At 39.1% G+C, this 14,586-nt stretch carries 10 protein-coding genes (1 of these 10 cut by a window edge); 4 read left to right on the top strand and 6 right to left on the bottom strand.

The window, feature by feature from the left end; all coding sequences use genetic code 11:
- The 3 genes from BARBAKC583_RS05275 to BARBAKC583_RS05285 form a co-directional block, all read left to right on the top strand.
- Nucleotides 1-313, top strand: the 3' portion of a protein-coding gene (locus BARBAKC583_RS05275; RefSeq protein ID WP_005767662.1) for a Fur family transcriptional regulator. The gene continues 74 nt to the left of window position 1, outside the view; the window shows 313 of its 387 coding nt (coding positions 75-387); its start codon lies beyond the left edge, outside the window; it ends in the stop codon at nucleotides 311-313.
- Nucleotides 314-431: 118 nt separating this feature from the next.
- Nucleotides 432-1,538: an HlyD family secretion protein gene (locus BARBAKC583_RS05280; protein WP_005767664.1), complete on the top strand. Its 1,107-nt coding sequence runs from the start codon at nucleotides 432-434 to the stop codon at nucleotides 1,536-1,538.
- 10 nt (nucleotides 1,539-1,548) lie between these two features.
- The gene (locus BARBAKC583_RS05285) at nucleotides 1,549-3,126 is read left to right on the top strand and encodes a DHA2 family efflux MFS transporter permease subunit (RefSeq protein ID WP_005767666.1); all 1,578 of its coding nucleotides are present in this window, start codon (nucleotides 1,549-1,551) and stop codon (nucleotides 3,124-3,126) included.
- Between the two features lie 549 nt (nucleotides 3,127-3,675).
- Here the strand turns inward: BARBAKC583_RS05285 and BARBAKC583_RS05290 are convergent.
- The 3 genes from BARBAKC583_RS05290 to BARBAKC583_RS05300 all read right to left on the bottom strand — a co-directional run bounded on the left by BARBAKC583_RS05290 (nucleotide 3,676) and on the right by BARBAKC583_RS05300 (nucleotide 7,496).
- Nucleotides 3,676-4,809: a type III PLP-dependent enzyme gene (locus tag BARBAKC583_RS05290; protein WP_005767668.1), complete on the bottom strand. Its 1,134-nt coding sequence runs from the start codon at nucleotides 4,807-4,809 to the stop codon at nucleotides 3,676-3,678.
- 653 nt (nucleotides 4,810-5,462) lie between these two features.
- Entirely contained in the window at nucleotides 5,463-6,380 is a 918-nt protein-coding gene (gene trhO, locus BARBAKC583_RS05295; RefSeq protein ID WP_005767671.1) for an oxygen-dependent tRNA uridine(34) hydroxylase TrhO, read from the bottom strand.
- Between the two features lie 285 nt (nucleotides 6,381-6,665).
- Entirely contained in the window at nucleotides 6,666-7,496 is an 831-nt protein-coding gene (locus BARBAKC583_RS05300) for a ferredoxin--NADP reductase (protein WP_005767674.1), read from the bottom strand.
- 623 nt (nucleotides 7,497-8,119) lie between these two features.
- Between BARBAKC583_RS05300 and alr the strand changes: the two genes are divergently transcribed.
- On the top strand, nucleotides 8,120-9,241 hold the full coding sequence (gene alr / locus BARBAKC583_RS05310; protein ID WP_005767675.1) for an alanine racemase: 1,122 nt from the start codon (nucleotides 8,120-8,122) through the stop codon (nucleotides 9,239-9,241).
- Between the two features lie 469 nt (nucleotides 9,242-9,710).
- Here the strand turns inward: alr and gcvP are convergent, their stop codons facing one another.
- From gcvP to gcvT, 3 genes are read right to left on the bottom strand one after another with little or no spacing between them, the layout of a single operon-like run.
- On the bottom strand, nucleotides 9,711-12,506 hold the full coding sequence (gene gcvP / locus BARBAKC583_RS05315; RefSeq protein WP_005767676.1) for an aminomethyl-transferring glycine dehydrogenase: 2,796 nt from the start codon (nucleotides 12,504-12,506) through the stop codon (nucleotides 9,711-9,713).
- A gap of 5 nt (nucleotides 12,507-12,511) precedes the next feature.
- Nucleotides 12,512-12,880 carry a glycine cleavage system protein GcvH gene (gcvH, locus tag BARBAKC583_RS05320; protein ID WP_005767677.1) on the bottom strand — a complete coding sequence of 123 codons (369 nt, stop codon included), beginning with the start codon at nucleotides 12,878-12,880 and terminating at the stop codon, nucleotides 12,512-12,514.
- A 6-nt stretch (nucleotides 12,881-12,886) separates the two neighbouring features.
- Complete coding sequence (gene gcvT / locus BARBAKC583_RS05325; protein ID WP_005767678.1) at nucleotides 12,887-14,008, bottom strand: glycine cleavage system aminomethyltransferase GcvT; 1,122 nt, start codon at nucleotides 14,006-14,008, stop codon at nucleotides 12,887-12,889.
- Between the last annotated feature and the right edge of the window lie 578 nt (nucleotides 14,009-14,586).

Raw genomic sequence — 14,586 nt, forward strand, 5'->3', positions numbered from 1 at the left:
ATATGAAATCCTCGATCGCCTCCACGAAAAAGGGCTAAAAGCTCCCCTACAAGTCTATCGGGCTCTCAAAAAACTTATTCAATTAAAATGTGTTCATCGCCTTGAAAGTGTAAATGCCTTCATGGTTTGTTCATATCCTGAAAATTGTCAGCATGAATTAACAACGTTTACCATTTGTGATAACTGCAGCAAGGTCAACGAAATACAGGAGCAAACGATCGCACATAATATCAAACAATTGACACAAAACATTGGGTTTCAAGCCCATAAAAGCACCGTAGAAATACGAGGAATATGTCAAAAATGTAAATAAATTAATGATCTAGACTTGCAAGTTTGCAAATTTAGGACTACCCTCAATAGGATCATCTTTCTTCGAGTAATTATTTTACTCGTTGGAAATTATATTCGAATTGAAAGTAATAAAATTTATGTCCTTTTTTGAAACGGTTGTTTCAGTGAAAACACGTCTTAACAAGACACCAAAGAAAAAAATAATCAAAAATCTTCTTATTATCCTTGCTCTTTTTATATTTTGGTTCAGCTATAAGTGGCTGACAAACTGGCGTTATATGCTTACAACTGATGACGCTCATCTGCAAGGAGATATCGCGGCTATTGCCACCAAGTTAAATGGATATATTCAAGACATCCCTGTCGATGCTAATCAAGCTGTTAAAAAAGGTGATGTCCTATTCCATTTAAAACGTGATGATTATCAAAATAGTCTGGATCAAGCTGAAGCGAATCTCAACACACAACAAAAAACCCTTATGCGTATCGATGCGCAAATTACAGCTGCTCGCAGCGCTTTAGATGAAGCTCGAGCTCAAAAAGATGCTGCTTCAGCTGTAGCAACCAACGCAAAACTAACCTTGGAACGTGCAACACAACTTAAAGCTGATAGTTACGTCGCTCAGTCTAATGTCGATAATGCCAAATCAGCCTATGAACAAGCCGTTGCCAATGTCACCCGTACCGATGCACAAATAGCTGCTGCACGGGCTAATATCCGAATTTTAGAAGCACAACAAGATGAAGTAAAAAGCCAAACGAAGAGTCTTGAGCTTATGCGTGACAAAGCAGAATATGATCTTAATTCAACCACTCTGCACGCTCCATTTGACGGAATTATTGGAAATTTAACTGCAAAAACAGGGGATTTTGTTGTGAATGGCCAACGCCTCGCAGCATTAGTGCCCACCCATGTACTTTATGTTGACGCCAACTATAAAGAAACGCAATTGAAAAATATTCATAGCGGACAAACTGCTTATGTCACTGTGGATGCTTTCAAAAATGAAGTCCTTAAAGGAACCGTATTGTCTATTTCACCTGCAACAGGAGCTATTTTTTCTCTCTTGCCCCCACAAAATGCCACAGGCAATTTTACTAAAATTACCCAACGTGTGCCAGTTCGCATTGCTATCCCTGCAGACGCATTAAAAAGCGGTCGTTTCCGAGCAGGAATGAGTGTTTCAGTAACAATTGATACACGCACACAACCACATGACAAAAAGTCTTTTATAAAAAGTTAATCATTCCTTTATGAAAAATTCTACCCCTTCTTCTTCCGATGTTGATGTCCAAGAACGCATAGGAATGCGTAAAATCGTAGCTTTTATTGCTATGACTGTTGGCATGTTTATGGCTATTTTGGATATCCAAATTGTTTCCTCATCTTTAGCTGAAATTCAAGCTGGTCTTTCAGCAAGCTCTAATGAAATTTCATGGGTTCAAACCTCCTATCTCATTGCAGAAGTCATTATGTTACCCCTTTCTGGCTTTTTAGGGCGTTTACTTTCAACACGGGTTTTATTCAGTGTATCAGCCGCTGGATTTACTATTGCCTCCATCCTTTGTGCAACAGCAACATCTATTGAACAGATGATTGTTTATCGAGCACTCCAAGGCTTTATCGGTGGAGGCATTATTCCTTGTGTTTTTGTTGCTTCCTATATCATGTTTCCTCCTTCGAAACGTCCAATTATTTCACCGATCATTGGACTGGTTGCAACATTAGCACCCACCATTGGTCCAACAGTGGGAGGATATGTCAGCCACGCCTTATCATGGCATTGGCTCTTTCTTATCAATGTACCCTTTGGAATCATTATTTCAATTTTAGCTTGGAAATTGATTGATTTTGATAAAGCAGATCCGTCTCTATTGGCTAAATTTGACTGGTGGGGACTTATTTCTATGGCACTCTTCCTGGGATCTTTAGAATATGTTTTAGAAGAGGGAGCACATCGTGATTGGTTCAATGATAATTTAGTATTTAGCTTTTTTATTATTATGGTTTTATCTGCTAGTGTATTCTTTTGGCGTGTTTTTAATGTAAAAGAACCAATTGTTGATCTTACTGCTTTTTCCAATTTTAATTTTTCAATCTCTACTATATTTGCCTTTATGCTTGGAATAGGCCTCTATGGCCTTACTTATTTATATCCTGTCTATTTAAGTCAAATTCGTCATTATGATGCACTCATGATTGGAAAAACGCTGTTTATTTCAGGTTTGGCTATGTTTTTTACTGCTCCTCTTTCTGGATTTCTTTCAGCACGAATCGATCCACGTATTATGATAGCTGTAGGATTTGCTGGCTTTGCATGGGGAACTTGGCTTGCTACCTCAATCACAGATGATTGGGGATTCTGGGAACTTTTGTGGCCTCAAATTCTTCGCGGTAGTTCTATGATGTTATGCATGGTTCCTATCAATAACATTGCTTTTGGATCCTTATCACCAGAACGGATGAAAAATGCTTCTGGGATTTTTAATTTAATGCGAAATCTTGGCGGTGCAGTAGGCCTTGCTATTATTAGCACTCTTATAACACAACGGACTAATCTCCATTATGAACGCATAGCTGAAGCCGTCCAACCTGGAAATATCCAAGCGACTGAAACACTTGCAAGCTTTACTAAACTTTTCAGCTTTTCTACTTTTGATCCACAAGCTCTTGCTTTAGTTCAACTTTTTAATATGGTTTACACACAAGCTGCAGTCATGGCTTTTAGTGATCTCTTTTTTATGATATTTTTTCTCTTTAGTATCTTAACTTTCTTAACTTTTTTTCTCAAAAAAATACCGCCATCCACCAATATCCGCGCAGAGCACTGAGTTTAAACAGCATTAAATATAAAGAAACCCCTTTTCACATTGATTACATAGGCCTACTCTATGAGAAAAGTTACAATGTAAGCAATACGTTGTTAAGGGTTATAGCTATATCTTTCTCTGTGCAAATTAGAGAATTTTCACGATCACCTATCATCAATAGGTGATCATACAGCTTCAGCTTCCATGGGAATCAACAAAAGACCTATCTCGTGCACTAACAGATGACACCCTCATCTCCCTTATGACCTTATGACCTTATGACCTTATGACATAAAAATACTGCAGATTTCCCTGCATGTCACACGCAATGCAATTATAGGATGAGAGCAATGCAACAATATAGAATCAGAATTCTGTAAGATCAGTTCTTAAACTTGGAGACAATGTTTACAAAATTAGAACCTGCCCCAAGTATCTTAATAACTAAGCTGTGTTTAAAAATCACTTACAAACAAAATAGCTCTATAAACTCAGTTTTTTCTGTTTTAAGTGCATGCAATATCTTTCACCATTGGAAATAATGGCGTACCCCATTGTTACGAGAAAAATTTAAATTACATAAGATCGTAGAGGTTCAAAACCATTAAAAGCAACAGATGCATAAGTTGCTGTATAAGCGCCGGTCCCATGAATTAACAATTCATCACCCACTGTTAAAGATAGAGGCAACAGATAAAGTGATTTTTCATACATAACATCTGCCGAATCACACGTAGGCCCCGCTAAAATACAAGGCTCCATTGCTTTATCATCACGCATTGTCTCAATGGGATAACGAATGGCTTCATCCATAGTTTCAGCAAGGCCATTAAATTTACCCACATCAAGATAAACCCAGCGTATATTATCATTATCCGCTTTTTTGGATATCAGGACAACTTCTGTGCGAATAACCCCAGCATTACCAACCATTGCACGCCCTGGTTCTATAATTGTTTCAGGTATACGATTGCCAAAATATTTTTTCAATGAATCAAAAATAACAACACCACAAACTTGTGCAGTAGGAACATCATGTAAATAACGTGTTGGAAATCCTCCTCCCATATTGATCAATTTCAACTGAATTCCTTCTTTTTCCAGGCGCTCAAAAACTATAGCCACATCTGAGAGAGCACGATCCCATGCATTCAGGTCTGTCTGCTGTGATCCTACATGAAAGGAAACTCCATGTGCCTGTAAACCTAATTGGTGCGCCCGACACAATACATCAACTGCCATAGCAGGAACGCAGCCAAATTTACGTGATAATGGCCACTCGGCTCCTTCCCCATTGGTAAGAACTCGGCAAAATACGCGAGCTCCCGGTGCAGCACGAGCCACTTTTTCCACTTCTTCAATGCAATCAACGGCATAAAGCGAGACACCAAGTGCATGTGCAGAGGCAATATCACGCTCCTTCTTAATGGTATTCCCAAAAGAGATACGCTCAGCCGTTGCACCTGATTCTAAAATCATTTTAATTTCTGCAACAGAAGCTGCATCAAAAGATGATCCTAAAGAAACAAGCAAGCGCAAAATTTCAGGTGCGGGATTTGCCTTCACCGCATAAAAAATGCGCGACTGTGGAAGAGCTTTTTCAAAATTCAAATAATTCTCATGGACAATATCAAGGTCCACAACCAAACACGGACCTTCAGAACGATGTGTTGAAAGAAAATCACGAATACGTTGCGTTGCCATTTGCAATCCTCCCCAGAAAACAAAAGTTTTCTAATCTATGCCAATTCAGCAGCATAAAACTGCTCATGGCTAAAGGACAAATACATACAACCACCACTCCTACCCCATAACGTCAGGAATAACGGTATTGTATGCCACGAAGGAATAGCGCGAAAATCGCGTTACTCTACTTTGTCTGCCTTTTTGATTGGAGTTGCACAAAACACTTCCGCACTGAAGGCAATGAGGTGTGCCTCTTTAGTTATCTCAGCATCTATAGCTGAAAGACACCAGAAAGGCCCGCACCGTCGTTGCTTCAAGATGTCCTCATTCTTTCGATTGGCCGCAAGAATGACTGGAGCGGTTAGTTCCAGGTACCGTACCGGTTAATCCCACCATTTGGGAACCAGCGGACACCCACAGGCACGTGCGACTTTGGGCAATGCTGCGTATAAGATGAATTTCAATTCATTGCAATCTTTTTTTTAATTTTAAGATTTTTTTAATCTTTCAGCCAAAAATAACTGCAAAAAAGCAACATTGCTCCACACATACTAGTAGCTTAACTTACTTCTCTATTTTTCTATGAAAAATAATAAAAAATATTTTATGAAAATACCTCCCTCTTTAAAATAGAAGGAACATCCCAAATGGTATCTTATAGCTTAGTGCCCTTACAGCCCTTGATGAGAGTTCATGGTGCGAGCTTTTGCTAATTGAAACTGCCTATGACGTTCCCGAAAACGCTGTTTATCAAATTCACTACGCGTATCATAACACGCATCACAAGACACCCCTTCTTCATAATGAGAGGATAATTTACCCTCAGCACCAAGAGGATAGCGACATGCCCGGCATAATTCGCGTCCAGATTCCTCAAGACCATGCCTAACAGAAACACGCTCATCAAAAACAAAGCACTCGCCCTGCCACAAACTTTCTTCTTTTGGAATTGTTTCCAAATATTGAAGAATACCACCCTTTAGGTGGTAAACCTCCTCATAACCAAGCTCACGCATATAAGACGTTGATTTTTCACACCGAATACCACCCGTGCAAAACATTGCGATTCTTTTTTTCTTCTTAAGCTCATCTTGATGATTGGCGACCCATTGAGGAAATTCACGAAATGTTTTAATATTAGGATCTACTGCCCCTTGAAAACTACCCAGCATATATTCATAATCATTACGCGTATCAACAACAAGGGTCTCTTCATCTTGAATCAGAGCATTCCAATCTTCAGGAGCAACATAAGTACCAACAGCTTTCAGCGGGTTAATCCCTTCAACTCCCATTGTTACAATTTCTTTTTTCAATCGCACTTTTATACGATGAAAAGGCATTTTTGATGCCCATGAATATTTAAGCTCTGGTGTCTGGAATGCAGGTTCTGCAGTAATAAAACGCACCAATGTTTCAATTGCAGCACAAGAACCGGCAACAGTTCCATTAATCCCCTCTTTTGCTAAAAGAAGGGTTCCTTTAATGCCATTTTCCTGACATAAATCCAGCAAAGGCTTTTGTAATTTTTGGTAATGCTTCAAATCTGCAAAACAATAAAGGGCAGCAACTTTAAATTTCTTTTCCATATTCTTGCCATACCGTGCGTTTTATTCAATTTCAAGAATTATTCATTCCGATCTTTTGTACTCTATATAGAGTACCTCATTCAACCACCCTTATTCAATCATCCCATAAAATCATACACCCAAAATAGATCACCCTGTATCATGCATCCACAAACAAACCATCAATATCTATTTTAGCTTTTGTCAGTCATGATTTACAAAATGCAATCTTTTAAAGACACCCCTGCCAAAGCTTAAAAGACCAAGTGATGGCATAAGTACCACGCTGCACATAAAACGACTGCCTTAACCTACGAAAGCACGTTCCACAACATAAGTAGCAGGCGCGTTGTTTGCTCCCTCGACAAGCCCAAAATCTTCACACATTGCAGCACAATCTTTTATCATCTCTATTGAGCCACAAATCATCACCCGATCTTCATCAGAATTGATTTTAGGTAAACCAGTTTCTTCAAAAAAAGCACCACTCTTCATAACAGTGGTAATACGCCCCATATGTTCTGAAGGCTCACGAGTGGTCATAGGATAAAACATCAACTGCTGAGCATATTCACCAATCAATGAATCTTGTTGCAAAGACGCTACAAGATCTTTTGCATAAGTCAGTTCGTTACATTCACGCGTGGTTTGAATCAGGACCACTTGAGAAAATTTTTCATATGTTTCAGGATCACGAATCAAGCTTGCAAAAGGAGCAACTCCTGTTCCCGTTGAAAGAAGATAAAGACGCTTTCCAGGAATAAGAGCATCAAGAACCAATGTTCCAGTAGATTTTTTACGCATTAAAACCGTATCACCAATTTTGATTTTTTGGAGATGTTCAGTCAATGGCCCCCCTGGAACTTTAATCGAAAAAAACTCAAGCTGTTCATCCCAAAATGGACTTGCAATTGAATACGCACGATAAACCGGCTTTTCTGCATTTGGTAAACCGATCATAATAAACTCACCCGAACGAAAACGAAAATTGTTTGGACGGTTCAGGCGAAATTTAAACAAACGGTCCGTATAGTGACAAACTTCCTGAACAGTAAGTGTAAAAACATTTTCAGGAATTGGAAAATTCGACGCAGTGCTACTGATATCTGCCTTAACATTGGGAATAGATGTACTCATAAAATTCTTCTTTACATCTTTATTGAACATTTAATCTCAGATTGTGCAAATTGTATAATGCTTACACGCTCATCTGCCAATATCTCTCTTCAATCATGAACAATTCTTGGTAATTTTATACAAAAACTGCTTCGAGAGAAAAGATGAAAGTGGTGCATCACCCTATCAATATGCAAATCTCTTATCATAAATTAGTTCAGCTGCATCGTCATCTTTCATAATATAACCAATGAGCAGGTCTACTTACCATCCAATCAATGAAAATAATCTCTGATGTATTTTTTTAAAAATGAATAGACCACTTATAACGATAGATAATCTCTTTTATCTCAATTACGCACCCGTAACACATACAAAAATCGATAAAAAAGAACCGGCCTGGTATTGCTTTTACAAATTTTACATTGAGGCTATTTTAGTAAAATGCAAACAAAGCAGGAAATAACTCTATTCAGTATATTAAAATTGAGCTTTTTATTTTAAAATTTTCTCTTTACAGATCATAATTCGGTATAAATCGTTAATGATTTTAAAAAGAAAGCATATTCAAATCCTCTTTAGGAGCTAATCAATAATAACGTGTAGAAAATTTCGTGTCTTATAAAAAGAGATAGAATTTTAAAATGAACCAACTCGTTGATTATAAAACAAACGCTGAACTTCCTTATACAACTGTAGCGACCATTGATCTTGGTGCTATTATTGCAAATTATAAAATTTTAGCCCAACATATTGCTCCTGCAGAATGCTCCGCTGTTGTGAAAGCAAATGCCTATGGAATGGGAGCTGAAAAAATTTCTTCTGCACTTTATCAGGCTGGTTGCCGTACCTTTTTTGTTTCTCAAATCCAAGAAGCACTGCAGCTAAAAACCATTTTACCTTCCAATATTACCCTCGTCCTTCTTAACGGCTTTCCACCGACGACAGAGGAATTTGTCGCTCAAGCGGGTCTTATCCCTGTTCTGAATTCTTGGCATGCGATCGAAAGTTGGCAAATGCTTTGCCAAAAAAAACATCAAAAATTTCCAGCAATCATCCAAATTGATACGCATATGAACCGATTGGGGCTTGATCAAGAAGAGTTACAACAGCTTATTAAACAACCTACCATTTTTGAAAAAGCCAACATAAAATATATTATGAGCCATCTTTCCAATGGAGATGACGCTACACATGCATCAAATGATACTCAATTAACTGCGATGAAAACAGCGCTCGCACAGCTCCCCACCTGTAAAGTCTCACTTGCCAATTCTGGGGGAATTTTCCTTAATTCAGACTTTTACTTTGATCTCGTTCGTCCAGGCATTGCACTTTACGGGGTTGACCCTCATGGAAAATGTCCAACCCCTATCAAACCTGTTTTAAAACTCGAAACCCAGGTTATTCAGAGCCGCCATGTTGATGCAGGCACCCCTGTTGGCTATGGAGGAAGTTTCGTGACCTCTCGACCGAGCACCCTCACAACTATTTCTATCGGCTATGCTGATGGTTGGCTGCGCACTCTTTCTAATAAAGGTGTCGTTTATTTCAACGGACATAAACTCCCTATTATTGGACGTATCTCTATGGATTCCACAATTGTGGATGCAACCGATCTTGAGTGTGAAAAACCTAAAATAGGCGACTGGGTAGAGCTGATTGGCCCCCATCAAACTGTTGAAGATGTTGCTGCAGATGCAGATACCATTCCGTATGAAATTTTGACATCTCTTGGCCCTCGCTGTAAACGAATTTACATTTAAATCATCGAAGAATGATCAAAATACTCCACTTATCTTGAGAAATGGCTCATGGATATCCCACCTTATTTTACATTCCAAACAACTAACTTATCATGATGAACATCTCATCCTAAAGTAACTAAATAGTGTGTTGTGTGAAGATATAAATAAGCTTTTCCTGTGAGACCTTCCTTCTCTTAAACACCATCGCTAAACTGCTACCAACGCACAATAATCTTAACCTGAATCAAAATATTACAAATTGCTGCCTCTATTGCAAAAGGATCAGAGAAATACTTGGTAAACATAAAAAGTTTATGTTAAATATTTTACAATGTCGATCATAAAATCATAGCAAGAAAAGTGATCAATTCATCAGTAGAAAAACTAAGTATTAACCAAGTAAAATTTGAAATCACCCACGACTCATCAAGAGTCTAAAAAGCTCACACAATATGTGAGCTTTTTTACATCAAGATTTGCAAATAATTTAATACGTATCAACAAGTGGTGGGCAAGAACAAATTAACGTTCTATCGCCAGCAACATTATCAATACGCGAAACAGGTGGCCAATATTTATTTGCAGGATCAAGGTGACAACCAGGAAAAACAGCTTCTTGTCGTGAATAAGGCCGCTTCCACTCGCCCTCTACAATATCTGTCAATGTATGGGGTGCATTAACCAACGGGTTATCTTCTTTAGGCCAAATACCCATACCAACTTTTTTAGCTTCCTCAGCGATAGACAGCAAAGCATCACACAAACGATCAATCTCTGCTTTTGGCTCTGATTCAGTTGGTTCAATCATCAAAGTCCCAGGGACTGGAAACGACATGGTCGGCGCATGAAACCCATAATCAATCAAACGCTTAGCAATGTCATCAACACTGATACCATATTGCTCTTTCAACAAGCGTACGTCAACAATGCACTCATGAGCAACACGCCCAAACTTACCCCGATAAAGAATAGAATAAGCTTTCGAAAGACGCTCAGCAATATAATTAGCGTTTAATATTGCTATTTGCGTTGCATATTTTAAACCATCAGCCCCCATCATTCGAATATACATCCATGTAATGACAAGAATGGAAGCACTTCCATGAGGCGCTGCTGAAACCGCATGTGTTGTCTTATCTTGTTCATGACCAGGCAAAAATGGCTCCAAATGCTCTTTTACACCAATTGGACCAGCACCAGGACCACCACCACCATGGGGAATTGCGAATGTCTTGTGAAGATTCATATGACAAACATCCGCTCCTATATCTGCTGGACGTGTGAGGCCTACCAGTGCATTCAAATTAGCCCCATCAAAATAAACCTGCCCACCATTTTCATGAGTAATAGCACAAATATCTCTAATGCTCTCTTCGTAAACACCATGTGTTGAAGGATAGGTGATCATTAAAGCTGCTAAACAATCTTTATGCAATTGCGCTTTCGCTTTCAAATCATCAATATCAACATCACCATCATTTAAACACTTAACGACAACGACTTCCATCCCTGCCATATGCGCAGAAGCTGGATTTGTGCCATGTGCAGATGCAGGAACAAGACAAATATTGCGTTGATGGTCACCACGCGATTGGTGATATCGGCGAATAGCCAAAAGCCCAGCATATTCACCTTGAGCACCAGAATTTGGTTGAAAAGAAATTTGGGAAAATCCTGTAATTTCACACAACCAAGCATTTAACTGGCTGATCATTTCCTGATATCCTGCTTCATCCCCTTTAGGTGCAAAAGGGTGCATATTCGCTACCGTAGGCCAACTTATAGGCATTAATTCAGCAGCTGCATTAAGTTTCATCGTACAAGAACCAAGCGGTATCATCGCCCGATCCAGCGCTAAATCTTTGTCTGCCAAACGACGCAAAAAACGCATCATATCTGTTTCTGAATGAACTGCATGAAAAAATGGCTGCGAAAGAAAACCAGCATCACGCCCTTTCCCAAAAAGTTGAGGAGAGGCCTGATCTGCTAATTGCGCACCAAAAAGCTTGGCCAAAGCACTGGCATCTTCTTCTGTTGATAATTCATCAAAGTTGATCGCAACCCGATCCTCATCAAGAACACGAATAAGATACCCAACTATTTTTGCTTGGTTTGCAATTTCTTGTGCTTTTCCTTTAACAACAACACTCACACAATCAAAAAAATATTTTCCTTCACAAGGTACACCAACTTTCTCTAAACCACTTGCAAAACGACATGTTAAATTGTGAATCCGCTTAGCAATCGTCTGTAAGCCTTGTGGCCCGTGCCAAAGAGCATAAGCAGTAGCCATATTTGCTAACAAAGCTTGCGCTGTACATATGTTTGATGTTGCCTTATCGCGTCGAATATGTTGTTCACGAGTTTGTAAAGCTAAACGAAAGCTAACACGCCCTTGAGTATCCGTCGACTGACCAACAATACGCCCCGGAATCAAGCGTGTTAGATCATCACTGACCGCAAGATACCCTGCATGAGGGCCACCAAAACCCATTGGAACACCATAACGCTGCATAGATCCCACAACAATATCGGCTCCCCATTTAGCGGGTGGTTCCATAATCGTAAGCGCTAAAGGATCTGCAACAACAATCACCAAAGCCCCTTGCGCTTTTGCTTCATTAATAACTTCACTGTAGTCTTTAAAACAACCTGTTGTATCTGGCCAAGACAGAATAATAGCTGCCGTTTCAGAACAAATCTCCTTATCCTGACTTAAGAAAATGCCTTGTGTTTCAGCACGCGTTTGCGCAACGCTTAAAATTTGAGGATGCAAAAGACTCTGAACTGAAATCTTTGTTTTTTTCCCACGTGTAAAACGCACAGCAATTGCATTCGCTTCAGCCAAAGCTGTTGCTTCATCCAGAAGTGAGGCTGCTGCAACAGGCAACCCTGTGAGCTCACTGACCAATGTCTGAAAATAAAATAAAAGCTCTAAGCGACCTTGGCTAATTTCTGCCTGATAGGGTGTATAAGCAGTATACCAAGCTGGATTTTCAAAAAAATTACGCAAAATAACAGGGGGAACATATGTCCCATAATACCCCTGACCAATAAAACTCTTACGCAAATGATTGCATCCCATGATCTGAGACAATTCTTCTAACGCCTGTCCTTCACTTGCTGCTTTTGGCAAGTCAAGTGAACGATTTAAATGAATAGATGAAGGAACTGCTTGAGAGACCAATGTGTCAATAGAATCAAGTGCTAAAGTACTCAGCATTTCCTTCATTTCACTATGACGAATTCCAATATGCCGTGAAAAAAAACTACGTTCTTGCATAATATTTATCCTATCAGGACTTTATAAGCATCCTCATCCATTAAGCCGTCAAGCTGTGTTTTATCATGCAATTTCATTTTCCATAACCAGCCTTCTTTTTCAGCTTTTTTGTTCACCAGCGCAGGATCATCTGCTAAAGCCTCGTTAATTTCAACAACTTCACCATCAATAGGTGAATAAACATCTGAAGCTGCTTTAACAGATTCTACAACAGCTGCAGAATCCCCCTGAGAGAGTTGAGTTCCACACTGCGGCAAATCAACAAAAACCAAATCACCTAACTGCTCTTGAGCATAATGAGTGATGCCAACGGTAGCGATCTCTCCTTCAATGTTAAGCCATTCGTGATCTTGTGTAAAATAAACCTTAGACATGAAGCTTTATCCTTTAAAATAACGTTGTTCAACAAAAGGAAGTACATGAACAGATAATGCAATCTTTTTACCACGTAATTCAGTAAATACTTCTGTTCCTACGGTTTCCCAACCAACAGAAACATAGCCCATTGCCACGGGTCCATCAAAAGAAGGACCAAAGCCACCTGATGTTACCACCCCAATCTGATTACCCTCATTATCTAAAAGCATAGCACCCGCACGAACAGGCTGACGGGTTTGTGGCCTTAAACCAACCCGACGGCGAGATGGCCCCTTTTCATAGGCTTCAAGAAAAGCTTTTGCCCCATAAAATTTAGCTTTTTCTCGAACAGTTTTGGGAACAGCCCATGTCAGTGCAGCTTCAATGGGATTAGTATCGGGTGTAATATCATTACCATGTAAACATAACCCCGCTTCTAACCGAAGACTGTCACGTGCAGCAAGACCAATCCACTCAACGCGATCATCACTCAGTAATTTTTCTGCTAATGAGCAAGCTTGATTTACCGGAAGTGCAATTTCAAAACCATCTTCCCCCGTATAACCAGAACGTGTCACAAACCAATCCTGTTGCGGTTCAAATCCTTGCATAAAAAACAGCTCATTCCTAGGAAAACCTGCATCAGCCATAACAGCTGCAGCTTGCGGCCCTTGAAGTGCGAGCAACACCCTATCACACGCTGTTACCTGACAATCAAAACCAACAGCACGCCGCTCAAGTTCTATAAAATCAGCTTGCGCATTACCTGCATTGACCACAAGCATGAAACGGCATTCTCCAACACGGGTAATAATAAGATCATCAAGAATACCAGCTTGCTCATTAAGCAAATAATTATATCGTGATTGTCGATCTTTTAAAAGCGCTGCATCGACAGGCAGAGCATAGGATAAAAACTCAACGGCTTGCGGCCCCTCAACAACAATCAATTTCATATGAGAAATATCAAAGAGACCGGCACGAGCACGAGTATGAAGATGTTCTTTCAAAACTCCAAGAGGATAAGTTAGAGGCATCTTCCACCCTGCAAAAGCACCAAATTTTGCCTCTGCTTTTTCATGCAATTCATGTAAAGGAAGTTTTTTTAAAGAAGATGTTTCAAATTTTTGCGATACAGCGCCCATAATTTCTCCAAAGCCGCACCTCTATCCCATAGTGCGACAACTTCTGCCCCGCCATCATTAAGTTTGAAAAACTTTAAATAACGCCCCCAATTATATCATTGACTCAGATCCTTTTAACTTGCCAGATCCACCTCATTTTTTTATACTTTTGTATCCTAAGAGATTATAGAATAATTCCTTCTCGGGCAGTAGAAAAATAATTTATACTTTGTATTTTTCTGTAAAATTAATGAAAGAATCGATGGTAACATTCTTTTTCGTTATAATCTATCGTCTCTTTAGGGTTATTAACAAATTGACAATAGTATTTTTAAATTTCAAATCTTTGTATATGTTTAGATTATTCTGAAACTCTATCATGCTAATCTTTTTAACATTATAAACAAAAATTGTCGTGCTAAGTGAAATTAAAGAGAAAAGAAAAAAATGTAAAAATTATAAATGAAAGCACCTCTAAGAAAAATCAAACCATCTTAGATCAAGAATAACTTCCTTCCGTAGCTCAACCCTCACATCAAACACCTTTCTTAGTAAAGATGTTATTATAAATCCAACCAATAATGAGAAAATTACAATCA

The sequence above is a fragment of the Bartonella bacilliformis KC583 genome (assembly GCF_000015445.1).
Lineage (GTDB): Bacteria > Pseudomonadota > Alphaproteobacteria > Rhizobiales > Rhizobiaceae > Bartonella > Bartonella bacilliformis.